The organism is Escherichia sp. KTE159 (genome assembly GCF_000408805.1).
Classification (GTDB): Bacteria; Pseudomonadota; Gammaproteobacteria; order Enterobacterales; family Enterobacteriaceae; genus Escherichia; species Escherichia marmotae.
This window is the reverse complement of sequence record NZ_KE137292.1, coordinates 581240-605184: the sequence shown is the minus strand read 5'-3', so window position 1 is coordinate 605184 and position 23945 is coordinate 581240. Positions and strand designations below refer to the sequence as shown.

Below are 23945 nucleotides of genomic sequence, written 5' to 3'. Positions count from 1 at the left end.
GATGCGGCCTACATTCACATGACGCTTTTTACATCTGACGGTTTTTATTGAAGTTAATCAAACTCCCCGCCTTGATAATTTCGCGCTCTTCGGCAGTCAGGTTCTCCATATAGAGTGTAATTTCTGTTACTGGCACATCTTCATGGATCACGTAACCTTTGAACGTCGTACCGGGATTATCCAGCGCCGATTTAATGCCTGGAATATAAATGTAATCCCCCACGTCAAAGCTCGGCACTTCCACCATTTGCAGCGGTAACATCCCCCAGTTGATGACGTTAGAACGGTAACGTTTAGTCGCATATTCCTCAGCAATATTCGCCAGACCGCCAATTACACGCTGGCAGCTTGCCGCCTGTTCACGCGCAGAACCATCGCCTGGTTTGACCGCATAGACCATGCTGCCAATTTCAGTTTGCAGCGGATCAATATTTTCCTGACCAGCAATCTGCTTAATACGCGCAAACACCTCTGCCAGCTCGCTGATGTTCCCCGCCAGACGTTTATTTTCCAGCTCGGCAGTGGCTTTACTTCTGCCGACATAACCCGGATCGCGGCGTGACAAAGTAAACTCCGCCAGACCAATCGGATTTGAACGATACGAAGAGGTTTCACCGGAAGGAATCAATTCGTCGGTAGTGGTCACTTCGTCGAGGATCTTCGAACACACTTTAAGGACGATATTGTCAGTCAGCGCACCTAATTCTGGCCAGTCTTTGATGTTCGGCCCGTAGATCAGCGGTTGCTGAGTCGCCCCTTTCACAAAGCCCTGATAAACACGGTTTTTATACGGAGTTACATCGAAGGCGTACTCCGGCACGTTGCCCCAGCAGTCGAGTTCGCTGGCAGAAGTTAAGTACCCACCGTTTGCGGCAGTTGCGGCGATAGAACGAGCGTCCATCAACGCCACCGCTGACATTTGGCCATTGGCTGGCTTAGAGCCTTCACGGTTCGGGAAGTTACGCGTGGTGTGGCGAATACTCAAACCGTTGTTGATTGGCGTATCACCCGCGCCAAAACATGGGCCGCAGAATGCGGTTCTGATGATTGCGCCTGCGCCAATCAAATCCGCCACTACGCCTTTTTTGGCTAAATCCATAAACACCGGCTGTGATGACGGGTAAACCGCCAGCGAGAAAGTGTCGTTGCCACAAGATTGACCGCGCAGCGCATTTGCTGCGGCGATGACGTTTTCATAGTTACCGCCAGAGCAACCCGCAATAATCCCCTGCTGCACTTTCAGGCGACCATTTTCCACTTTATCCAGCAGCGAGAGTTTGGCTTTACCATGCGCTACGCGTTCGGACTCAATTTCAATCTCACGCAGAATGTCAGTCAGATTCTGGTTCAGCGTGTCAATTTCATAGACGTTGCTCGGATGGAATGGCAGCGCAATCATTGGCTTGATGGCGCTTAAATCAACGCTAATACAGCCGTCGTAATAAGCCATTGGCTGTGGATTAAGCTGGCTGTAATCCTCACCGCGACCGTGCAGCGCCAGCCAGTTATGCACTTCGTCATCAGTTTGCCAGACGGAGCTTAAACAGGTGGTTTCAGTGGTCATCACGTCAACGCTGTTACGGAAATCGGTAGAGAGAGCCGCAACACCCGGCCCCACGAACTCCATCACTTTGTTTTTGACATAACCGTTTTTGAACACCGCGCCGATAATCGCCAGCGCCACATCCTGCGGCCCGACATAGGGGGCTGGTTTGCCGGTCAGATGTACCGCTACTACGCCCGGATAGTCGATATCCCAGGTGTCGTTCAGCAGTTGCTTAACCAGCTCGCCGCCGCCTTCACCAACCGCCATCGTACCTAACGCACCGTAGCGGGTATGGCTGTCTGACCCGAGGATCATTTTTCCGCCGCCTGCCATCATCTCACGCATATATTGATGGATTACCGCAATGTGCGGAGGCACAAAAATACCGCCATAACGCTGAGCTGCCGATAAACCAAAAATATGGTCATCGCCATTAATAGTGCCACCCACTGCACACAATGAGTTATGGCAATTGGTCAGCACATACGGCAGCGGAAAACGCTCCATCCCGGAGGCTTTGGCGGTCTGAATAATCCCGACAAAGGTAATATCGTGTGAGGCCAATGAATCAAACTTAATTTTAAGTTTGTCCATATTTCCTGACGTATTATGGGAAGAGAGAATAGACCAGGAAATCGTGCCTTTTTTGGCTTCTTCTTTTTTTATTTCGCCAGTGAAATATTCTTCGGCAATTATTTCGTTATTACTGGCGAGAAACACGCCTTTTTCAGACAACTTGATCATCAGAGACTCCAGATATCTGCGCACCGTAAAGTGCGCAGAAAGATAATGAAGGGATATTTGAGAATATTTACAGCATGTTCCAGCCGATCAGCATATTCCACCACCATACACCGAGGGTGATATGTACCAGGAAAGTTAATATCGTCAGTACCGCACCGACCAACCACCAGGATTTAATATCGTTGTAACCCACGCCGAAGATGACCGGACCTGCCGCGCCGCCATAGTGAGTGACCATGCCGCCGTAGGAGTTGGAGAACAGCAGAGCCAACGCGGTTAACATTAACGGTGCACCGGAGACATTCGCCAGCATGGCAAATACCGGTAACATAGCTACGATATAGGCACTACCGGAAGCGAAGAAATAACGCACAATGATGCTAAGGAAAATAATCACGAAGAAGGCAACGTTACCGTGACCATCAAATGCCAGATTATTTTTAAAGACTTCGGCTAACCATTCAAAGAATTTTACTTTCGATAATAGTGAGCTTAAGCCGATAATACCGCCGTACCAGATTAAGGTATTCCAGCCGCCTTTATTTTTAACCACGTCTTCCCAGGTCACAATACCCAGCAGCAGCATGGTCGCCATAACAACAATAGCCACGGTAGATTCATCAACCCCAAGAGTCTTACTGAAAATCCACCCCAGCAGCGCCAGCACAAATACACCGAGCAGCATTTTTTCGCGAATTTTCATCGGCCCCAGTTCAGAAAGACCCGCTTTGGCGATGGTTTTGTTATCCACTTTTTTGATTTCTGGTGGATACATGGTGTAAATCACCAGTGGAGTGACCAGCAGCATAATGATGCCAGGCAAACCGGCAGCCAGCGCCCACCCACCCCAGCTAATTTGCAGGTGCAGAATGTCGTTGATCATTTTCAGCGCCAGGATGTTCCCCGCCATTGCGGTAAAGAACATATAGCTGGTGGTTTTGGTGACCATGTAAATGGACATCATCAGGTAATGCCCAACACGACGCGGGCTTTTTTCCGGTTCAGAACCCAGAGCCACCGCCACGCTGTTGATAATCGGCAATACGATACCGCCAGCACGCGCGGTGTTAGACGGTGTTGCCGGAGCCAGTACCAGATCGAGGAATACGGTAACGTAACCCAGTCCCAGGGTAGTGCTACCAATTTTACCAATCAGCAGATAAGCGATACGTTTACCTAAGCCGGTGGTAACAAACGCGGCGCTTAAGGTGAACGCAGAGAATACCAGCCAGGTTGTACCGGAAGAGTATCCACTTAGTACGGCGGTGGTTTTGAACTCTCCACCAGATAAGTTACCCACCACCACCATCGAGGCAGCAACCGCAATTAACAGCACGACAGGTTCCGGGAAAGGCTTGATGACCAGCCCTACAATTGCTGCCAGATAAATACCAAAAAGCACCCACGCCAGTTCACTTAATCCTGCCGGGGCTGGCATAAAGCCAATAATACACGGGATCGCTAATATCAGAATTAGCTTCCATAATGATTTTTTATTCATTTAATATCCTGCACTTTCTGTATTATTAATACAGAATTCCTTTATTGATTGTCCTTATCACGGCAAAGAAATTTTTCAGGGAAGATAAACTTCACCGGAAAATATTTTTCTGGTCGTCCGAATAACAGATGCACGTAACGTTGTGGCATCCTGACCTTCATTACTTAAATGAACGTCAAGCGCACCACTGGGGTGTTCAATATTGATATTGCCGTAACTCACTGAAGGAACAATTTGCCGGGTGACCGTGCCTTCCAGCGCACAGCTACTGGATATGGCAATAGCTCCGGTTATCGCCAGCGCGCGATGACAAGAATGCGGCATAAAATAACGTACATTAATCGCACCGCCTTTCTGCGCTGGGGAAATAAGCACGGGTTTAGGAATTACCATATTGCTGACATCTCCTAACCCCATTGCTTTACCGGCTTGCAGACGGATAGATTCAACACGGGCTAATAATGCTTTATCAGCATCTAATTCCACAGGCAATTCATAGCCTGTTTTTCCAAGATATTCAGCAGGAATAATGACCACCGGCATGGCCATATCGATACAGGTCACCGGAACATCGTCAAAATAATCAATCGGTTTATCCGTCGGGAAAACTTTTCCAGTTTTCGTCCCTGCGGCATTCAGGAAAGTGAGCGCGACCGGTGCGGCAGTTCCTGGCACGCCGTCAATTCTGGCGCTACCTTCGTACTCGACGACACCATTTGGCGTTTGCACATCAGCTTCGATGAGTGTGTCAGTATTGACGTTGCGGATACGCACGCGAGTAACCGGTGACGTTGCAGTGATCAAACCATTTTCAATCGCGAATGCCCCAACGCCAGACAACATATTGCCGCAGTTAGGCGTAGTATCGACACGCTGCTCATGGACGATTACCTGTGCAAACAAATAATCGACATCAGCACGCGAATCGCTGGAACGGCTAATAATGGCGACTTTACTGGTCAGCGGATTACCGCCGCCGATACCGTCAATTTCCAGATCATTCCCGGAACCCATAATTGCCATCAATATTTTATCGCGCTGCGTTTGATCTTCGGGTAAATGTTCCGCTAACAGGAACGCCCCCCTCGAGGTTCCACCTCGCATCATCACGCAGGGTATTTTTTTCATAATAATGCCCTCAATTTAAAAACATAACTTATTGCGATATGGTCACATTAAGGGCAAAGCATCTCTAATGACTTTAGCTCAACGATTAATAACATTTTTTCATTAATTTAAGTAATTAAATTGCAGTTAAACTGTTTAACTGTAAATTACTAAAAAGCACAGGTTCCATTTTTCGGAGTAGTAATGAAGCATGAATTATCAAGTATGAAGGCGTTTGTCACGCTGGCAGAGTCCAGTTCATTTAACAACGCCGCTAAATTACTTAATATTACGCAACCTGCATTAACACGCAGAATAAAAAAGATGGAAGAGGATTTACATATCCAGCTCTTTGAGCGTACAACTCGCAAGGTTACTTTAACAAAAGCGGGAAAAATGCTGCTACCAGAGGCTCGGGGATTAATAAATAAATTTGATGAAACTCTTTTTAATATTCGCGGCATGAATGCTCATCATCGAGGTATGGTGACATTAGCGTGTATTCCAACCGCGGTGTTCTATTTTTTACCGTTGGCGATCGGCAAATTTAATGAGCTATATCCCAATATTAAAGTGCGGATTCTGGAACAAGGCACGAATAATTGCATGGAGTCGGTGCTATGTAACGAGTCTGACTTTGGCATAAACATGAACAACATCACAAATTCATCCATTGATTTTACCCCACTGGTCAACGAGCCGTTCGTGCTGGCCTGTCGGCGTGACCATCCATTAGCCAAAAAGCAGCTAGTGGAATGGCAGGAACTGGCGGGTTACAAAATGATTGGTGTACGCTCCTCCAGCGGCAACCGACTGCTGATTGAGCAAAAACTGGCCGACAAGCCCTGGAAGCTGGACTGGTTTTACGAAGTGCGTCATCTTTCGACGTCATTAGGACTGGTTGAGGCGGGGTTGGGGATTTCGGCGCTTCCTGGTCTGGCAATGCCCCATGCGCCCTATTCTTCTATCATCGGTATTCCGCTGGTGGAACCGGTTATTCGTCGGACATTGGGGATTATTCGCCGCAAAGATGCCGTACTTTCTCCAGCGGCAGAACGCTTTTTTGCCTTACTGATTAATTTGTGGACTGACGATAAAGACAATTTGTGGACCAATATCGTCGAACGCCAGAGACATGCGTTACAGGAGATGAGTTAATACACCCGGCGCAATAGATTCAGCGCCGGGTAAGTCAACGGTTAGTGTGCGTTCACCACTACCCACATTGGCCCCTGTCCGACCGCATAGCGACCTTTTTCATGCAGCAGCCCCTGCTCACCGACAATTTCGTACACTGAGATGTGGTGAGATTTTTGTCCGGCAGCAATCAGGTACTTGCCGCTGTGATCGACGTTAAAGCCGCGCGGCTGGGTTTCAGTTGGCTGGAAGCCCTCTTTACTTAACACACTGCCATCTTCCGAGACGCTGAAGACGGTAATCAGGCTGGCGGTACGGTCACAAGCATATAAATGTCGACCATCCGGAGTGATATGAATATCAGCCGCCCAACGGGTGTCGGAAAAGTTTTCCGGCATCATATCCAGGGTCTGTACACATTCGATATTGCCGTGCGGATCTTTCAGTTCCCAGACATCAACTGAGCTGTTTAATTCATTGACACAATAAGCATATTGTTCGTTTGGATGGAACACCATATGACGTGGGCCGGCACCTTCGACGGTAGTCACTTCTGCCGGATCCTGCGCCACCAGATGACCGTCATCGCTGACCGTAAACAGGCAAATACGATCCTGCTTTAATGCCGGAACCCACAGCGTGCGGTTATCCGGCGAAATATTGGCGGAATGGCAGCCGTCCAGTCCCTCAACCACATCGACCACGCCCACTGGCAGGCCATCTTCCAGACGCGTTACGCTTACATTGCCTGCGTTGTAAGAGCCGACAAAAACAAATTGTCCCTGATGATCGGTGGAAATATGGGTCGGGCTACCCGGCAACGCCGACTCTGCGGCGAATGTCAGTGCGCCATCGTCTGGTGCAATGCGATACGCCAGTACGCGAAACTCCGGACGAACGCCAACATAGAGATAACGCTTATCCGGGCTGACCACCATCGGCTGCACCTGTCCCGGGACATCAACAACCTGTGTCAGCGTCAGTGCGCCTTCATGATCCAGGTTCCAGACGTGAATTTGCTGACTCTCAGGGCTGGCGATATAAACGGTTTGCTTCATGAATGCTCCTTTGCATTTAGCAACTGACTGTAACAGCTAAAATTAGTCGCTTTTGGCGGTGAATGCTGAATTAAAGCGCAGAATTTTGTCCGATAGTGGTATCGGTGTACCATTCACTTAGACGAAAATTCTTAACCTTAATCTGGAAAACGCCATGACCACACGCGTGATTGCTCTCGACTTAGACGGCACCTTATTGACCCCGAAAAAGACCCTACTTCCTTCATCAATAGAAGCACTTGCCCGCGCTCGCGAAGCTGGCTATCAATTGATTATCGTCACGGGTCGCCATCACGTCGCTATCCACCCTTTTTATCAGGCACTGGCGCTGGATACACCTGCTATTTGCTGTAATGGCACCTATTTGTATGATTATCATGCAAAAACTGTGTTGGAAGCTGACCCAATGCCCGTCAACAAGGCCTTGCAACTCATTGAGATGTTGAATGAACACCACATTCACGGTCTGATGTATGTGGATGATGCGATGGTTTATGAGCACCCGACCGGGCATGTTATTCGTACCTCTAACTGGGCACAGACACTGCCACCGGAACAACGTCCGACTTTTACCCAGGTAGCCTCACTGGCCGAGACGGCACAAGAAGTTAATGCGGTGTGGAAATTCGCTCTGACGCACGATGATCTGCCGCAATTGCAGCATTTTGGTAAACATGTTGAACACGAGTTGGGGTTAGAGTGTGAATGGTCCTGGCACGATCAGGTTGATATTGCGCGCGGCGGTAATAGTAAAGGCAAACGCCTGACGAAATGGATTGAAGCACAAGGCTGGTCAATGGAAAACGTGATTGCATTTGGCGATAACTTTAATGATATCAGTATGCTGGAAGCTGCTGGCACAGGTGTGGCAATGGGCAATGCTGATGATGCGGTAAAAGCTCGCGCCAACATTGTGATTGGTGACAATACCACTGACAGCATTGCCCAGTTCATTTATAGCCACCTGATTTAATCAGGCAGTTATCGACACACTTTTAATTTGCGCGTACAGCCACAGACCCGGTCTGATTGCCAGTTCGTCCCTGGCCCACGGGCTAATACGCGCCCACAGCGTTTTACCGCCGACTTCCAGTTCGACTTCCACCTGACCATTATCGTCATAACTGTTGACCACTTTTGCGCGCAACACGTTGCGGATGCTGGTTTGCTGCGGTGGTTGTAAAACCAGAGAGACATCGGATGCCTGAATGCGAATACGTAGCGCGGCTTGCAGCGGTTCGTCCAGCTTATTAACCCACAAATGCTGATCGCCCAGCGCCAGCGCGGTCATCGCATAATGCGGGTGATGCTCCAGTACCGTCACTTTCAGAATGCTGCTTTGTTGCTCTTTCGGCAGCCACGGATTCATCACGCTACTGCCCCAGACGTCTTCCAGTGCACCAAAGGCTTTCACCTGACCGTTTTCCAGCACCATAACCCGGTCTGCCAGATGAAGGATCTCATCCAGTGAATGGCTGACATAGAGCATTGGAATGTTGATTTCCCGCGTCAAACGTTGCAAATAAGGCAACAGTTCGCGTTTACGCGGAATATCCAGCGACGCCAGCGGTTCATCCAGTAACAGTAATTCCGGAGCCGTCAGCAAGGCCCGACCAATCGCCACGCGCTGTTTTTCGCCCCCGGAAAGACTGCCCGGTAAGCGGTCAAGCAAGGGTTCAATACCTAAAAGCGCCACCAGTTTGTCGAACTGATCGACCATGCTTTTCGCCATGCCATAGCGCAGATTGCCACGCACTTTGTAATGCGGAAACAGCCGCGCATCCTGAAAAACATAGCCAACGCGACGCTTTTCCGGCGTCAGGCAGATACCTTTTTCGGCATCATTTAATACCCGACCATTGAGGACAATTCGCCCTTTTTGCGGACGAGTCAGCCCACTGATAGCGTTAATTAGCGAGGTTTTTCCCGCACCGGAAACACCAAAGATAGCGGTGATGCCATTAGCTGGCAGCTTTTCATTAATGGTCAGGCAATGGTTGCCCAAAGTCTGGGAAAAATTCAATTCCAGCATGATTAACGCCCCGCCCGTTCACGACTGATTCTGGCCAGCCATTCCGAGATCAGCAGGGAGATCATCGCCAGCGCAATAGAGATAATACAAAGTCTTGCCGCGCCGCTTTCGCCGCCAGGAGTCTGGATCAGGGTATACATGGCAGAAGGAATGGTCCGCGTTTCGCCAGGAATGTTCGAAACAAAGGTGATGGTGGCGCCAAATTCACCGAGCGAACGTGCGAAAGCCAGTACCGTACCGACGATAATTCCCGGCAACGTCAGCGGTAAGGTAATAGTAAAGAAAACGCGCCAACGCCCGGCCCCCAGCGTTCTTGCGGCCTGTTCCAGTTTGACATCAACCCCTTCCAGCGCCAGACGAATCGCCCGCACCATCAGTGGAAAAGACATGACTGCGGCAGCGAGGACTGCGCCACGCCAGCTAAACGCGAAGGTAATGCCAAACCAGTCATACAGACGTTCACCGATAAATCCGCGCCGCCCCATCGAAACTAACAGCAAGTAACCGACGACCACTGGCGGTAACACCAGAGGTAGATGCAGTACACTGTCGAGCAGAGCTTTGCCCGGAAACGTGCAGCGCACCAGTAACCAGGCAAAAAAGATCCCAAACGGCAGGCTAAACAGCACAGCCAGGGAAGAAACTTTCAGGCTTAATAAAACTGCCTGCCATTCTGGATCGGTCAGTATCATTACTTAGTTGTAAATCCGTAACGTTTAAAGATTTCCGCTGCCTGCGGTCCCTTCAGATAATCGTAAAATGCTTTCACTGTCGCATTGTTATGCCCTTCCACGACAGCAACCGGATATTCCACTTTTTTATGCGAATCTTCCGGGAAGGTAGCAACCACTTTTACCCCTTTGCTGGCAACCGCGTCAGAACCGTAAACAATGCCCAGCGGTGCTTCATTGCGTTCAACCAGCGCCAGTGCCCCGCGAACATCTTCTGCCGGAGCCAGTTTCGGGGAGAGGGTATCCCATGCGCCCAGTTTTTGCAGAGCTTCTTTCGCATAAATGCCAGCCGGAACATGTTCCGGATCACCAACAGCCAGGCGACCGCCATTCAGTAAAGTGGTCCAGTTAGTTTTGCTATCGATGGTGAACTCTTTCTGCTCGCTGGTTTTCGGTGCTACAACGACCAGGCTATTGCCGAGCAATGTCTGACGCGTGGCGGTATCAATCCCTTTTTTATCAATTGCATAATCCATCCATTTCTGATCGGCAGAAATAAACAGATCCGCTGGTGCGCCAGCTTCAATCTGACGAGCTAAGGTAGAAGAAGAGGCAAAAGAAGAAACGACATCCACGCCCTTCTCTTTTTTATACTGTGTGGCGATATCCTGCATCGCGTTGGTCAGTGATGCTGCAGCAAAAACCGTGATTTTCCCTTCATCCGCCAACGCGTTGCCAGCAACGGTGAAAGAGAGCGCCGCCCCGGCAAACAGGTTTAACCATTTACGAGCCATTTGTAACCCCTTTATTTAACGTTATGTAGGCATCAATATAACGGCAAGTTCAGAATTTTCCCAGCAGTTATTGTTAACCTTTGAGAGGTAGTTAGAAAAAATATCGGCAGGAAAAGCAGGAAGTTGAGGAAAAAGAAAATGCCCGACTGAGCGGGCATTCATGGAATCAATGATTTTGTCCGGGCTGGTCTTTTTTACCAACACCAGAAAAGATGTTGAATACTTCACCAAGACCGTAAATCAGACCCAGGATGATGGCCATCACAACAGGTACCATGATTACGGCGAATACCAGACTTTTTAATAACTCTAACATGGTCAACTCCAGATATAGTCCTGTCATTATTCTAACCGCTAAGCACAGAAAAGCACTCCCCTTTTGTGCGGTCAGCTTTGCGTGGCGCTCATTTTCCGTCACAATAAGACTTTTGCCAGGACATTGTTATGCAGGCCGAAATCCTTCTCACTCTTAAGCTTCAACAAAAGCTCTTTGCCGACCCACGCCGCATTTCGCTACTAAAGCACATCGCGCTTTCCGGTTCCATCAGCCAGGGGGCAAAAGATGCCGGTATCAGCTATAAAAGCGCCTGGGATGCCATTAACGAGATGAATCAGTTAAGTGAGCATACGCTGGTTGAGCGTGCAACGGGTGGAAAAGGCGGCGGCGGTGCGGTACTGACCCGCTATGGTCAGCGGCTGATTCAGCTTTACGATCTTCTCGCCCAGATCCAGCAAAAAGCCTTTGATGTGTTAAGTGACGATGACGCCCTGCCGCTGAACAGCCTGCTGGCAGCTATCTCACGTTTCTCACTGCAAACCAGCGCCCGTAACCAATGGTTCGGCACCATCACCGCACGCGATCATGATGACGTTCAACAGCATGTTGATGTCTTACTGGCCGACGGCAAAACACGGTTAAAAGTCGCAATTACCGCGCAAAGTGGCGCGCGTCTGGGGCTGGATGAAGGCAAAGAAGTGTTGATTCTGCTGAAAGCGCCGTGGGTGAACATTACCCAGGATGACACGGTGGCCCAGGGTGCCGACAACCAATTACCGGGTATTATTAGTCATATTGAGCGCGGCGCGGAACAGTGCGAAGTATTAATGGCGTTACCAGACGGGCAAACCCTGTGCGCCACGGTGCCGGTAAATGAAGCCGCATCTCTTAAGCAAGGGCAAAATGTCACGGCTTACTTTAACGCCGACAGTGTGATTATCGCCACGCTGTGTTAAGCGTGTTGACAATTTGTTATGAAACACGTATCCCTGTCAGTAATCGCTGCACAAAATGGGATACAAAATGTCATCGTTGCAGATTTTGCAAGGCACGTTTCGTCTTAGCGACACAAAAACGCTGCAATTGCATCAGCTAAATTTAAACGCGGGTGATAGTTGGGCGTTTGTCGGTTCTAACGGTAGCGGGAAGTCGGCGCTGGCTCGCGCGCTGGCAGGTGAACTTCCGCTATTGAAAGGCGAACGGCAAAGCCAGTTTTCCCACATCACTCGTCTCTCCTTCGAGCAATTGCAAAAGCTCGTCAGCGATGAATGGCTGCGTAATAACACCGATATGCTCAGCCCTGGCGAAGATGACACCGGGCGCACCACGGCAGAGATCATTCAGGATGAAGTTAAGGATACTCAGCGTTGCGCTCAACTGGCGCAACAGTTCAGCATTACCGCTCTCCTCGACCGACGTTTTAAATATCTTTCTACTGGCGAAACGCGCAAAACCCTTTTGTGTCAGGCGCTGATGTCGGAGCCTGACTTGCTGATTTTAGATGAACCGTTCGATGGTCTTGATGTTGCCTCACGTCAGCAACTGGCAGAACTACTCGCTTCGTTACATCAGTCAGGGATTACTCTGGTATTGGTACTCAATCGCTTCGATGAGATCCCGGAATTTGTCCAGTTTGCCGGTGTGCTGGCGGATTGCACATTAACGGAAACTGGCGCTAAAGAGGAACTGCTCCGGCAGGCTCTCGTCGCCCAACTGGCACACAGTGAGCGGCTTGATGGCGTGCATCTACCAGAGCCGGATGAGCCTTCAGCACGTCACACCTTACCCGCCAGCGAACCACGAATTGTACTAAATAACGGCGTGGTTTCTTATAACGATCGCCCTATTCTTAACAACCTTAGCTGGCAGGTGAATCCTGGTGAACACTGGCAAATTGTCGGGCCAAATGGCGCGGGAAAATCGACGTTATTAAGCCTGATTACTGGCGATCATCCGCAAGGTTACAGCAACGATTTGACGCTTTTCGGACGGCGTCGCGGCAGCGGTGAAACCATCTGGGATATCAAAAAGCATATCGGTTACGTCAGCAGTAGTTTGCATCTGGATTACCGCGTCAGTACTACCGTGCGCAACGTGATCCTTTCTGGTTATTTTGATTCCATTGGCATTTATCAGGCCGTTTCAGATCGCCAGAAAAAACTGGTGCAACAGTGGCTGGATATTCTCGGCATTGATAAACGCACCGCTGACGCGCCCTTCCATAGTCTTTCCTGGGGACAGCAGCGTCTGGCGTTAATCGTGCGGGCGTTGGTGAAGCATCCTACATTGCTTATTCTCGATGAACCTTTACAAGGGCTTGACCCGCTGAATCGCCAGCTTATCCGCCGTTTTGTGGATATACTGATTAGCGAAGGTGAAACGCAGTTGTTGTTTGTTTCGCACCACGCTGAAGATGCACCAGCCTGTATTACCCATCGGCTGGAGTTCGTGCCGGATGGCGACCTCTATCGCTATGCGCTGACAAAAATAAGCTAAGTCTGTAATGCTGACTGTGCCGGATGCGGCGTAAACGCCTAATCCGGCCTACGGTTAGACACATCCAGGCATGAAAACACCTCTTTTTTCAGATAAAAGACGCAATCATTCACCAACTCTCTGTTTTATAATCGCTTAATCGCACATAAAAGATGGCTAAATTCTTGTGTAAACGATTCCACTAATTTATTCCATGTCACACTTTTCGCATCTTTGTTATGCTATGGTTATTTCATACCATAAGCCTGATGGAGCGAATTATGAGAGTTCTGGTTACCGGTGGTAGCGGTTACATTGGAAGTCATACCTGTGTGCAATTACTGCAAAACGGTCATGATGTCATCATTCTTGATAACCTCTGTAACAGTAAGCGCAGTGTACTGCCTGTTATCGAGCGTTTAGGCGGCAAACATCCGACATTTGTTGAAGGCGATATTCGCAACGAAGCGTTGATGACCGAGATCCTGCACGATCACGCTATCGATACCGTGATCCACTTCGCCGGGCTGAAAGCCGTTGGCGAGTCGGTACAAAAACCGCTGGAATATTACGATAACAACGTCAATGGCACCCTGCGTCTGATTAGCGCCATGCGCGCCGCGAACGTCAAAAACTTTATCTTCAGCTCCTCCGCCACCGTCTATGGCGATCAACCCAAAATTCCTTACGTTGAGAGCTTCCCGACCGGCACACCGCAAAGCCCTTACGGCAAAAGCAAGCTGATGGTGGAACAGATCCTTACCGACCTGCAAAAAGCCCAGCCGGACTGGAGCATTGCTCTGCTGCGCTACTTCAACCCGGTTGGTGCGCATCCGTCGGGCGATATGGGCGAAGATCCGCAAGGTATTCCGAATAACCTGATGCCATATATCGCCCAGGTTGCTGTAGGCCGTCGCGACTCTCTGGCTATTTTTGGTAACGATTATCCGACCGAAGATGGCACTGGTGTTCGCGATTACATCCACGTAATGGATCTGGCGGACGGTCACGTCGTGGCGATGGAAAAACTGGCGAACAAGCCAGGCGTACACATCTACAACCTCGGTGCAGGCGTAGGCAGCAGCGTGCTGGACGTGGTTAATGCCTTCAGTAAAGCCTGCGGCAAGCCGGTTAACTATCATTTTGCACCGCGTCGTGCGGGCGACCTCCCGGCCTACTGGGCGGATGCCAGCAAAGCCGACCGCGAACTGAACTGGCGCGTAACGCGCACACTCGATGAAATGGCGCAGGACACCTGGCACTGGCAGTCACGCCATCCACAGGGATATCCCGATTAAGGAACGACCATGACGCAATTTAATCCCGTTGATCATCCACATCGCCGCTATAACCCGCTCACCGGGCAATGGATTCTGGTTTCACCGCATCGCGCAAAGCGCCCCTGGCAGGGGGCGCAGGAAACGCCAGCTAAACAGGTGTTGCCTGCGCACGATCCTGATTGCTTCCTCTGCGCAGGTAATGTGCGGGTTACAGGCGATAAAAACCCCGATTACACCGGGACTTACGTTTTCACCAATGACTTTGCGGCATTGATGTCTGACACGCCAGATGCACCAGAAAGCAACGATCCGCTGATGCGTTGCCAGAGCGCACGTGGCACCAGCCGGGTGATCTGCTTTTCACCGGATCACAGTAAAACGCTGCCAGAGTTAAGCGTTGCCGCGTTGACGGAAATCGTCAAAACCTGGCAGGAGCAAACCGCAGAGCTGGGAAAAACGTACCCGTGGGTGCAGGTGTTTGAAAACAAAGGGGCGGCAATGGGCTGCTCGAACCCGCATCCGCACGGACAGATTTGGGCAAATAGCTTCCTGCCTAACGAAGCTGAGCGCGAAGACCGCCTGCAAAAAGAATATTTCGCCCAACAGAAATCCCCCATGCTGGTGGATTATGTCCAGCGTGAACTGGCTGATGGTAGCCGTACCGTTGTTGAAACCGAACACTGGTTAGCCGTGGTGCCTTACTGGGCTGCCTGGCCGTTCGAAACGTTGCTGCTGCCCAAAGCCCATGTTCTGCGGATCACCGATTTGACCGACGCCCAGCGCAGCGATCTGGCACTGGCGTTGAAAAAGCTGACCAGTCGTTATGACAATCTTTTCCAGTGCTCCTTCCCTTACTCGATGGGCTGGCACGGTGCGCCGTTTAATGGCGAAGAGAACCAACACTGGCAGTTGCACGCGCACTTTTATCCCCCTCTGTTACGCTCTGCCACCGTGCGTAAATTTATGGTCGGTTATGAAATGCTGGCAGAAACCCAGCGAGACCTGACAGCAGAACAGGCAGCAGAGCGTTTGCGTGCAGTCAGCGATATCCATTTTCGCGAATCCGGAGTGTAAGAAATGAGTCTGAAAGAAAAAACACAATCTCTGTTTGCCAACGCATTTGGCTACCCTGCCACTCATACCATTCAGGCGCCTGGCCGCGTGAATCTAATTGGCGAACACACCGACTACAACGATGGTTTTGTTCTGCCCTGCGCGATTGATTATCAAACGGTAATTAGCTGTGCGCCGCGTGATGATCGCAAAGTACGCGTTATGGCTGCCGATTATGAAAATCAGATTGACGAGTTTTCCCTTGATGCGCCCATTGTCGCGCATGACAGCTACCAATGGGCCAACTATGTCCGTGGCGTGGTGAAACATCTACAACTGCGCAATAACAGCTTTGGTGGCGTGGACATGGTGATCAGCGGCAACGTGCCGCAGGGTGCCGGGTTAAGTTCTTCCGCTTCGCTGGAAGTCGCAGTCGGTACTGTATTGCAACAGCTTTACCATCTGCCGCTGGACGGCGCACAAATCGCGCTTAACGGTCAGGAAGCTGAAAACCAGTTTGTGGGCTGTAACTGCGGGATCATGGATCAGTTGATTTCCGCTCTGGGCAAGAAAGATCATGCATTATTGCTCGACTGCCGCTCACTGGGGACTAAAGCTGTTTCCATGCCGAAAGGTGTGGCGGTGGTGATTATCAACAGTAACTTCAAACGCACTCTGGTCGGCAGCGAATACAACACCCGCCGTGAACAGTGTGAAACCGGTGCGCGTTTCTTCCAACAGCCAGCCCTGCGCGATGTCACCATTGAAGAGTTCAACGCCGTAGCGCATGAACTGGATCCGATCGTCGCAAAACGCGTGCGTCACGTTCTGACCGAAAACGCCCGTACCGTTGAAGCTGCCAACGCGCTGGAGCAAGGCGACCTGAAACGTATGGGTGAGTTGATGGCGGAGTCTCATGCCTCTATGCGCGATGATTTCGAAATCACCGTACCGCAAATTGACACCCTGGTAGAAATCGTAAAAGCAGTGATTGGCGACAAAGGGGGCGTGCGCATGACCGGTGGTGGGTTTGGCGGCTGTATTGTTGCGCTGATCCCGGAAGAACTGGTGCCTGCAGTACAGCACGCTGTTGCTGAACAATATGAAGCAAAAACAGGCATTAAAGAGACTTTTTACGTGTGTAAACCATCACAAGGAGCAGGACAGTGCTGAATGAAACTCCCGCACTGGCACCCGATGGTCAGCCGTACCGACTGTTAACTTTGCGTAACAACGCAGGGATGGTAGTCACGCTGATGGACTGGGGTGCAACTTTACTTTCCGCCCGTATTCCGCTTTCCGATGGCAGCGTCCGCGAGGCGCTGCTCGGCTGTGCCAGCCCGGAATGCTATCAGGATCAGGCCGCATTTCTGGGGGCCTCTATTGGTCGCTATGCCAACCGTATCGCCAATAGCCGTTATACCTTTGACGACGAAACTGTCACGCTGTTGCCAAGTCAGGGTGTCAACCAGCTACACGGCGGCCCGGAAGGATTCGATAAACGTCGCTGGCAGATTGTAAATCAGAACGATCGTCAGGTGCTGTTTGCCCTGACTTCAGAAGATGGCGATCAGGGCTTTCCGGGTAATCTCGGCGCGACGGTGCAGTATCGTCTGACCGATGATAACCGTATCTCTATCACCTATCGCGCCACGGTTGATAAACCTTGCCCGGTGAATATGACTAACCACGTCTATTTCAACCTCGACGGTGAACAGTCTGACGTGCGTAATCACAAGCTGCAGATTCTGGCTGACGAATATCTGCCGGTAGATGAAAGCGGTATTCCGCACAACGGACTGAAATCTGTTGCCGGTACGTCTTTTGATTTCCGCAGCGCCAAAATCATCGCCAGTGAGTTTCTTGCCGACGAAGATCAGCGCAAAGTGAAAGGTTACGATCACGCGTTCTTGTTGCAGGCCAAAGGCGATGGCAAGAAAGTGGCAGCGCATGTCTGGTCAGCAGATGAAAAATTGCAGCTTAAGGTCTACACCACCGCTCCGGCTTTGCAATTTTACTCCGGCAACTTCCTTGGTGGCACACCCTCGCGGGGAACTGAACCTTACGCCGACTGGCAAGGTCTGGCGCTGGAAAGCGAGTTTTTGCCGGACAGCCCGAACCATCCTGAATGGCCGCAGCCGGACTGTTTCTTACGCCCAGGCGAAGAGTATTCCAGCCAGACGGAATATCAGTTTATTGCACAGTGACTTCAAGCCCTCAATATGAGGGCTTTCTCATCGTATCGTTCATCTTGCCAGCAAATGAAGACATATTTGCAACTCAATATTCACAACAACCTTACACTGCGACACTATTTTCGCTATGGTTATGCGTAAGCATTGCTGTTGTTATCCCACGGCAATATAATGAGAATTATTATCATTAAATAATGATTTGAGGAGTAAGTATATGGCTGTAACTAAGCTGGTTCTGGTTCGTCATGGCGAAAGCCAGTGGAATAAAGAAAACCGTTTCACCGGTTGGTACGACGTGGATCTGTCTGAGAAAGGCGTAAGCGAAGCAAAAGCAGCAGGCAAGCTGCTGAAAGAGGAAGGTTACAGCTTTGACTTTGCTTACACCTCTGTGCTGAAGCGCGCTATCCATACTCTGTGGAATGTGCTGGACGAACTGGATCAGGCATGGCTGCCCGTTGAGAAATCCTGGAAATTGAACGAACGTCACTACGGTGCGTTGCAGGGTCTGAACAAAGCGGAAACCGCTGAAAAATATGGCGACGAGCAGGTGAAACAGTGGCGTCGTGGTTTTGCGGTAACTCCGCCGGAACTGACTAAAGATGATGAGCGTTATCCGGGCCACGATCCGCGTTACGCTAAACTGAGCGAAAAAGAGCTGCCGCTGACGGAAAGCCTGGCGCTGACCATTGACCGCGTGATCCCTTACTGGAATGAAACCATTCTGCCACGCATGAAGAGCGGTGAGCGCGTGATCATCGCGGCACATGGTAACTCCCTGCGTGCGCTGGTGAAATATCTCGATAACATGAGTGAAGAAGAGATCCTTGAGCTGAATATCCCGACTGGCGTACCGCTGGTGTATGAGTTTGACGAAAACTTCAAACCTCTGAAACGTTATTACCTGGGTAATGCTGACGAGATCGCGGCGAAAGCAGCGGCCGTTGCGAACCAGGGTAAAGCAAAGTAAGCGTAATCCGTTGAAAAAATGAGAAAGCCGACTGCAAGTGAGTCGGCTTTTTTTGTTTTTGCACAAGGCGTACGTAACTGACAACGGAGCACATTGCCTGATGCGACGCTACGCGTCTTATCAAGCCTACAAACGTACAGTCATGGCGATTCGCAGGTCGGGACTATAAACCTTATCCGCGACGTGCTTTTACGGCGTTCGCCAGTTGACGTAACAGAGAGTCGGTATCTTCCCAGCCAATGCAGGCATCGGTGATGCTCTTGCCATAGGCCAGCGGCTCACCGCTTTCCAGACTCTGGTTCCCTTCAACCAGGTGACTTTCCACCATCACGCCAATAATGGCATTTTCACCACCGGCAATCTGCTGGCAAACGTCAGCGCAAACTTCCATCTGCTTTTTGAATTGTTTGGACGAATTTGCATGGCTGAAATCAATCATAACCTGCGCCGGTAAACCCGCTTTTTTCAGCCCTTCTTTCACTTCAGCAACGTGTTTCGCACTGTAGTTAGGCTCTTTACCGCCGCGCAGAATGATATGGCAATCGCCGTTACCGCTGGTATTCACAATTGCCGAATGACCCCATTTGGTCACTGACAGGAAGCAGTGTGGCGCACCAGCAGCATTAATGGCATCAATAGCCACTTTAATCGTGCCATCGGTGCCATTTTTGAATCCTACCGGGCAAGAAAGACCAGACGCCAGTTCACGGTGAACCTGCGATTCGGTTGTACGTGCGCCAATTGCGCCCCAACTCATCAGGTCGGCCAGATACTGCGGGGTGATCATATCGAGAAACTCACCTGCTGCTGGCAGGCCACTATCGTTAATGTCGAGCAGCAATTTACGAGCAATGCGCAAACCGTCGTTGATCTGGAAGCTGTTATCCATATGCGGATCGTTGATCAACCCTTTCCAACCCACTGTCGTACGCGGCTTTTCAAAATAGACACGCATGACGATTTCCAGCTCGTCTTTCAGCTCTTCACGCAGCGCCAGCAAGCGGGTTGCATACTCTTTAGCGGCTACAGGATCATGAATTGAACAAGGGCCAATCACCACTAACAGGCGATCATCATTACCTTTCAGGATCTTGTGGATCGCTTTACGGGCATGGGCAACCGTATTCGCGGCATTTTCGGTAGCGGGGAATTTTTCCAGCAGTGCGACAGGCGGAAGTAACTCTTTGATTTCTTTGATGCGTAAATCGTCGTTCTGATAATTCATGTCTGTTCCAGTGTTGCCATACTTAATTTAGTGAATGCAATAGTTCCAATCTATATCTTCCGTCAGAATGTGTAAACGGGGTTTTACACTATGAACGGAATAATCCTGGAATTAGCAAGAAAAACGCCAGATTGTCGCGAAAAACGAGATCTCACCTACAATTTCTAACTGTAACTTCTTTATTTATTAATTTTTTCAAGATTCTCTGCTGGATTTATTCTTCTGGCTGAAATCTTAAACCATTGCCTGACAATCACCTGCAAATGCACTGTTGGAAGAGGTTATCCGACATAACGACCATAACAGGAGCATCGTATGAAAATGACAAAACTGGCCACTCTATTTCTGACTGCCACTCTTAGTCTTGCCAGCGGAGCTGCACTGGCTGCCGATAGCGGCGCACAAACTAATAACGGCCAGGCAAACGCTGCGGCTGATGCGGGCCAGGTTGCCCCAGATGCCCGTGAAAATGTCGCGCCAAATAACGTCGATAATAGCGGGGTTAATAGCAACTCGGGCGGCACCATGCTGCACCCGAACGGTTCATCAATGGATAATGATGGCATGACCAAAGATGAAGAGCACAAAAATACGATGTGCAAAGATGGTCGCTGTCCGGACATCAATAAAAAAGTACAAACCGGTGATGGCATCAACAATGATGTCGATACCAAAACCGACGGTACAACACAGTAATCCTGCAATAAAGCCAATACAGGGAGAGCGGAGTCTCTCCCTTTTAATTTTTCCCTTCTAAAAGCAGTATGATGTCATAAAGTTAAGTGAGATTAATTAAGGGATGACTCGTCATGGCGCACTCACACACTTCCGCACATCTGCCAGAAGATAATAATGCTCGTCGCTTGTTATATGCTTTCGGCGTTACCGCCGGTTTTATGCTGGTTGAAGTTATTGGCGGCTTTCTTTCCGGTTCTCTGGCATTGCTGGCTGATGCGGGTCATATGCTGACCGATACTGCCGCCCTGCTTTTCGCCCTACTTGCCGTTCAATTTTCCCGTCGTCCCCCCACCATTCGCCATACTTTCGGCTGGCTTCGATTGACCACCCTCGCGGCGTTTGTAAATGCCATCGCCCTGGTGGTGATTACTATTTTGATTGTCTGGGAGGCGATAGAACGCTTCCGCACGCCACGTCCGGTTGAAGGCGGTATGATGATGACTATTGCCGTGGCTGGATTGCTGGCGAATGTGCTTTCTTTCTGGTTGCTGCATCGTGGCAGTGAAGAGAAAAATCTCAATGTACGCGCGGCAGCGTTGCATGTCCTGGGGGATCTGCTGGGTTCTGTCGGCGCTATCATCGCGGCGTTGATTATTATCTGGACCGGCTGGACGCCTGCTGACCCTATTCTTTCCATTCTCGTTTCACTTCTGGTTCTGCGCAGTGCCTGGCGATTATTGAAAGACAGCGTGAATGAATTACTTGAAGGTGCGCCGGTTTCGCTGGATATCGCTGAACTGAAGCGCCGCATGTGCCGGGAAATCCCGGAAGTGCGCAATGTGCATCATGTACACGTGTGGATGGTGGGCGAGAAGCCAGTAATGACGCTGCATGTGCAGGTGATCCCGCCACACGATCACGACGCATTGTTGGACAAGATCCAACACTATCTGATGGACAACTATCAGATTGAGCACGCCACGATTCAGATGGAATATCAGCCTTGTCATGGGCCGGATTGCCACCTTAATCAAGAGGTTTCCGGCCATTCACATCATCACCATTAATGAGACAGCGCGCGTGAACCTCTTTCGCGTGCGCTGTTTATCCACATCCGGCTGCCGTTCAGGGCAATAAAGGTCAGGATCAGATACTCCAGCGACATGGCATAAACCCCCTGCAAGGCGAAAATCACCACGCTGATCACGTTAATAATGACCCACAGTAACCAGTTTTCGACGTATTTACGTGTCATCAGGATCATTGCCACGATGGAGAGTACCATCATGCAGGAATCCCAGAATGGGAAGGCGTCTGGTTGCAATTCTGGCATAGCCACTTGTAGACCCAACGCTTGCATAATCATTACCGCCACGCGGGTCAGGAACGCAAATACCGGGTTGATAAATACCGTCATCAGACCAATGGCAACGACGCAAACAGCCAACCAGGTTAATGCCTTCGGCAGTGGCAGCCAGCGAATTTTCAACTCGGCTTCATGCTGACTGGTTTGTCGCGACCAGGCATACCAGCCATAAATGTTAGCGGCAAAGAAAAATACCTGCAGCAGTAAGCTGGCATACAATTGAATCTGAAAGAAAATAATGCCAAACAAGGTAACGTTGATCAGACCAAAAAAGTAGTTGCTGATCTTCTCCAGGCTGGCAAGGCCAATACACAGTAACCCAGCGATCGTCCCTACCGCTTCGATCCATGAGAGATCGTAACCGCCAGTACCGATCGGTATATGAACCAGAATGTTCTGTGTGCTAAAAAAATCCATCTTTCCTCCAATGCGTAGCATGATGCCTTATTGTCAGCTATCCACGTAGTGTAGCCGCAAAATCCAGCATACGGTTGAGCGGCACCAGCGCCCTCTCTCGCAGCTTTTCATCAACATGAACCTCGTGTTTGCTTCCTCCCTGTTCTAATGCCTCTGCGATGGCCTGGAGGCCATTCATGGCCATCCACGGGCAATGCGCACAGCTACGGCAGGTTGCACCCTCGCCAGCGGTTGGCGCTTCCAGTAGCTCCTTGTCAGGCACCGCTTGCTGCATTTTGTAGAAGATCCCCCGATCCGTCGCCACAATAAGCCGTTGATGCGGCAATGTTTTCGCAGCATTGATCAACTGACTTGTGGAACCGACCGCATCGGCCATATCGACAATGGCCTGGGGTGACTCCGGATGTACCAGTATGGCAGCGTCAGGGTATTGTTTTTGTAAGCGGGTTAACGCCTGAGTCTTAAACTCATCATGAACGATGCAGGCACCTTGCCAGCATAAGATGTCTGCGCCCGTCTGTTTTTGCACGTAACGCCCCAAATGTTTGTCTGGTGCCCAGATGATTTTTTCCCCCAAACTATCCAGATGATCAATAAGTTCGACGGCAATGCTTGAAGTCACCACCCAATCTGCACGCGCTTTTACCGCAGCAGACGTGTTAGCGTAGACGACGACAGTACGATCGGGATGGGCATCACAAAATGCGTTAAATTCTTCAATGGGGCACCCGAGATCCAGTGAACATTCGGCCTTAAGTGTGGGCATCAGAATTGTTTTTTCCGGGCTGAGGATTTTGGCGGTTTCTCCCATAAATCTCACCCCAGCAACTAACAGCGTAGAAGCAGGATGCTTTGCACCAAAGCGCGCCATTTCCAGCGAATCGGAAATGCAGCCGCCGGTTTCCTCCGCCAGTTGTTGGATTTCAGGGTCGGTGTAGTAGTGGGCGACCATAACCGCATTATGTTCTTTCAGCAGGTGTTTTATTTTCTCGCGGTAATACGCTTTTTCATCAATGCTTAACGGCGTCGGCTTTGCTGGGAAAGGATAAATCGCTGCTTCAGGATCAAACATCACGCTCATCTTGCTATCTCGTTTTGCAGACTTAACATTTAAACCGATATGAAGCGTGATATCGCTATTACCGATTTCATTTGTTTTATATGCTAAACAAGATAACCGAATGGCAGGGAAAAGTCACAAGAATTACGTACGTGATATTGGATGCAACGCTTTGCGCTTATCCGACCTACATAAGGTTATTCACTCATCAAGCGTGGGAACTTACGAATTAAAATCGAGGGATGTTAAGATAGCAAAAAGGCACCTTTAGGGTGCCTTTTCACATTGGTGGGTCGTGCAGGATTCGAACCTGCGACCAATTGATTAAAAGTCAACTGCTCTACCAACTGAGCTAACGACCC

22 protein-coding genes and 1 tRNA gene are annotated in these 23945 nt (G+C 50.1%); 11 read left to right on the top strand and 12 right to left on the bottom strand.

From position 1 onward, the window contains the following. Positions 1–28: 28 nt before the first annotated feature. The 3 genes from A31E_RS18520 to A31E_RS18530 all read right to left on the bottom strand — a co-directional run bounded on the left by A31E_RS18520 (position 29) and on the right by A31E_RS18530 (position 4919). A complete protein-coding gene (locus A31E_RS18520) occupies positions 29–2290 on the bottom strand; it encodes a hydratase (protein WP_016248497.1) in 2262 nt (753 codons plus the stop codon). A gap of 67 nt (positions 2291–2357) precedes the next feature. Continuing rightward, positions 2358–3791 carry an anion permease gene (locus A31E_RS18525; RefSeq protein ID WP_001036492.1) on the bottom strand — a complete coding sequence of 478 codons (1434 nt, stop codon included), beginning with the start codon at positions 3789–3791 and terminating at the stop codon, positions 2358–2360. Between the two features lie 75 nt (positions 3792–3866). Then, complete coding sequence (locus A31E_RS18530; protein WP_000723670.1) at positions 3867–4919, bottom strand: 4-oxalomesaconate tautomerase; 1053 nt, start codon at positions 4917–4919, stop codon at positions 3867–3869. 183 nt (positions 4920–5102) lie between these two features. Here A31E_RS18530 and A31E_RS18535 point away from each other — a divergent pair, with 183 nt between their 5' ends. Beyond that, positions 5103–6056, top strand: a complete 954-nt coding sequence (locus A31E_RS18535; protein ID WP_001516019.1) for a LysR family transcriptional regulator — start codon at positions 5103–5105, stop codon at positions 6054–6056. A gap of 41 nt (positions 6057–6097) precedes the next feature. On the opposite strand, the gene pgl is transcribed toward A31E_RS18535, so the two are convergent. Next, positions 6098–7093 carry a 6-phosphogluconolactonase gene (pgl, locus tag A31E_RS18540; protein ID WP_016248496.1) on the bottom strand — a complete coding sequence of 332 codons (996 nt, stop codon included), beginning with the start codon at positions 7091–7093 and terminating at the stop codon, positions 6098–6100. 154 nt (positions 7094–7247) lie between these two features. Here pgl and ybhA point away from each other — a divergent pair, with 154 nt between their 5' ends. Beyond that, entirely contained in the window at positions 7248–8066 is an 819-nt protein-coding gene (gene ybhA, locus A31E_RS18545) for a bifunctional pyridoxal phosphate/fructose-1,6-bisphosphate phosphatase (protein ID WP_000213424.1), read from the top strand. On the opposite strand, the gene modC is transcribed toward ybhA, so the two are convergent. The 4 genes from modC to acrZ all read right to left on the bottom strand — a co-directional run bounded on the left by modC (position 8067) and on the right by acrZ (position 10906). Then, positions 8067–9125, bottom strand: a complete 1059-nt coding sequence (modC, locus tag A31E_RS18550) for a molybdenum ABC transporter ATP-binding protein ModC (RefSeq protein ID WP_000891658.1) — start codon at positions 9123–9125, stop codon at positions 8067–8069. A gap of 2 nt (positions 9126–9127) precedes the next feature. After that, entirely contained in the window at positions 9128–9817 is a 690-nt protein-coding gene (gene modB, locus A31E_RS18555; RefSeq protein ID WP_000604034.1) for a molybdate ABC transporter permease subunit, read from the bottom strand. Continuing rightward, positions 9817–10590 carry a molybdate ABC transporter substrate-binding protein gene (gene modA, locus A31E_RS18560; RefSeq protein WP_001516017.1) on the bottom strand — a complete coding sequence of 258 codons (774 nt, stop codon included), beginning with the start codon at positions 10588–10590 and terminating at the stop codon, positions 9817–9819. The genes modB and modA overlap by 1 nt, the downstream gene beginning before the upstream one ends. A gap of 166 nt (positions 10591–10756) precedes the next feature. Further along, positions 10757–10906, bottom strand: a complete 150-nt coding sequence (gene acrZ, locus A31E_RS18565) for a multidrug efflux pump accessory protein AcrZ (protein WP_000891515.1) — start codon at positions 10904–10906, stop codon at positions 10757–10759. 128 nt (positions 10907–11034) lie between these two features. Between acrZ and modE the strand changes: the two genes are divergently transcribed. The 7 genes from modE to gpmA all read left to right on the top strand — a co-directional run bounded on the left by modE (position 11035) and on the right by gpmA (position 18837). Further along, a complete protein-coding gene (gene modE / locus A31E_RS18570) occupies positions 11035–11823 on the top strand; it encodes a molybdenum-dependent transcriptional regulator (protein ID WP_001147452.1) in 789 nt (262 codons plus the stop codon). Between the two features lie 67 nt (positions 11824–11890). Next, positions 11891–13363, top strand: coding sequence for a molybdate ABC transporter ATP-binding protein ModF (gene modF / locus A31E_RS18575; RefSeq protein ID WP_000096852.1), 1473 nt, complete (start codon positions 11891–11893; stop codon positions 13361–13363). Between the two features lie 260 nt (positions 13364–13623). Beyond that, positions 13624–14640 carry a UDP-glucose 4-epimerase GalE gene (gene galE / locus A31E_RS18580; RefSeq protein ID WP_001265440.1) on the top strand — a complete coding sequence of 339 codons (1017 nt, stop codon included), beginning with the start codon at positions 13624–13626 and terminating at the stop codon, positions 14638–14640. A 9-nt stretch (positions 14641–14649) separates the two neighbouring features. Next, positions 14650–15696, top strand: coding sequence for a galactose-1-phosphate uridylyltransferase (galT, locus tag A31E_RS18585; protein ID WP_000191515.1), 1047 nt, complete (start codon positions 14650–14652; stop codon positions 15694–15696). Positions 15697–15699: 3 nt separating this feature from the next. Next, complete coding sequence (galK, locus tag A31E_RS18590; RefSeq protein ID WP_001516014.1) at positions 15700–16848, top strand: galactokinase; 1149 nt, start codon at positions 15700–15702, stop codon at positions 16846–16848. Next, positions 16842–17882 (top strand): galactose-1-epimerase, encoded by a 1041-nt coding sequence (gene galM / locus A31E_RS18595; RefSeq protein ID WP_016248495.1) that lies wholly within the window; start codon positions 16842–16844, stop codon positions 17880–17882. Before galK ends, galM begins: the two co-directional genes overlap by 7 nt. Before the next feature lie 202 nt (positions 17883–18084). After that, on the top strand, positions 18085–18837 hold the full coding sequence (gene gpmA / locus A31E_RS18600) for a 2,3-diphosphoglycerate-dependent phosphoglycerate mutase (protein ID WP_001295305.1): 753 nt from the start codon (positions 18085–18087) through the stop codon (positions 18835–18837). A 172-nt stretch (positions 18838–19009) separates the two neighbouring features. Here gpmA and aroG read toward each other — a convergent pair whose 3' ends face one another. After that, positions 19010–20062, bottom strand: coding sequence for a 3-deoxy-7-phosphoheptulonate synthase AroG (gene aroG / locus A31E_RS18605; protein ID WP_001109190.1), 1053 nt, complete (start codon positions 20060–20062; stop codon positions 19010–19012). A 315-nt stretch (positions 20063–20377) separates the two neighbouring features. Here aroG and A31E_RS18610 point away from each other — a divergent pair, with 315 nt between their 5' ends. Then, on the top strand, positions 20378–20758 hold the full coding sequence (locus A31E_RS18610) for a YbgS-like family protein (RefSeq protein ID WP_000784357.1): 381 nt from the start codon (positions 20378–20380) through the stop codon (positions 20756–20758). Between the two features lie 113 nt (positions 20759–20871). Beyond that, positions 20872–21807 carry a CDF family zinc transporter ZitB gene (gene zitB / locus A31E_RS18615; protein WP_016248494.1) on the top strand — a complete coding sequence of 312 codons (936 nt, stop codon included), beginning with the start codon at positions 20872–20874 and terminating at the stop codon, positions 21805–21807. Here the strand turns inward: zitB and pnuC are convergent. The 3 genes from pnuC to A31E_RS18630 form a co-directional block, all read right to left on the bottom strand. After that, positions 21804–22523, bottom strand: a complete 720-nt coding sequence (gene pnuC / locus A31E_RS18620) for a nicotinamide riboside transporter PnuC (RefSeq protein ID WP_016248493.1) — start codon at positions 22521–22523, stop codon at positions 21804–21806. The genes zitB and pnuC overlap by 4 nt on opposite strands. 37 nt (positions 22524–22560) lie before the next feature. Further along, positions 22561–23604 (bottom strand): quinolinate synthase NadA, encoded by a 1044-nt coding sequence (gene nadA, locus A31E_RS18625; protein ID WP_016248492.1) that lies wholly within the window; start codon positions 23602–23604, stop codon positions 22561–22563. A 265-nt stretch (positions 23605–23869) separates the two neighbouring features. Next, positions 23870–23945, bottom strand: a tRNA-Lys gene (locus A31E_RS18630).